The following is a 355-nucleotide window of genomic DNA, read 5'->3' on the forward strand; positions in this document are numbered from 1 at the left end:
CTTGTGGAACCACCTGATCCCATCCCGAACTCAGAAGTGAAACGCAAACGCGCCGATGGTAGTGTGGGGTCTCCCCATGTGAGAGTAGGTCATCGCCAAGCGCCTAATTTAAATAATCTTAATTGATTAGTATAGAATTGCTGATATGGCTCAGTCGGTAGAGCGCATCCTTGGTAAGGATGAGGTCCCCAGTTCGATTCTGGGTATCAGCACCATTACAATCTAGTGTTTAATCCTAGAATAAAGAATTTGCTTGGTGACAATAGCCTTGTGGAACCACCTGATCCCATCCCGAACTCAGAAGTGAAACGCAAACGCGCCGATGGTAGTGTGGGGTCTCCCCATGTGAGAGTAG

Annotated in this window: 1 tRNA gene and 2 rRNA genes; all 3 read left to right on the plus strand. The window is 47.9% G+C overall.

Annotation, left to right across the window (positions count from 1 at the left end):
• Nucleotides 1-101: ribosomal RNA gene (gene rrf, locus KO533_RS22450) — 5S ribosomal RNA — on the plus strand; the annotation flags it as partial.
• A 38-nt stretch (nucleotides 102-139) separates the two neighbouring features.
• Nucleotides 140-215: transfer RNA gene (locus KO533_RS22455), tRNA-Thr, on the plus strand.
• 37 nt (nucleotides 216-252) lie between these two features.
• Nucleotides 253-355, plus strand: a 5S ribosomal RNA gene (gene rrf, locus KO533_RS22460); the annotation flags it as partial.

Origin of the sequence: Shewanella sp. NKUCC05_KAH (assembly GCF_019345585.1) — a bacterium.
Lineage (GTDB): Bacteria > Pseudomonadota > Gammaproteobacteria > Enterobacterales > Shewanellaceae > Shewanella > Shewanella oncorhynchi.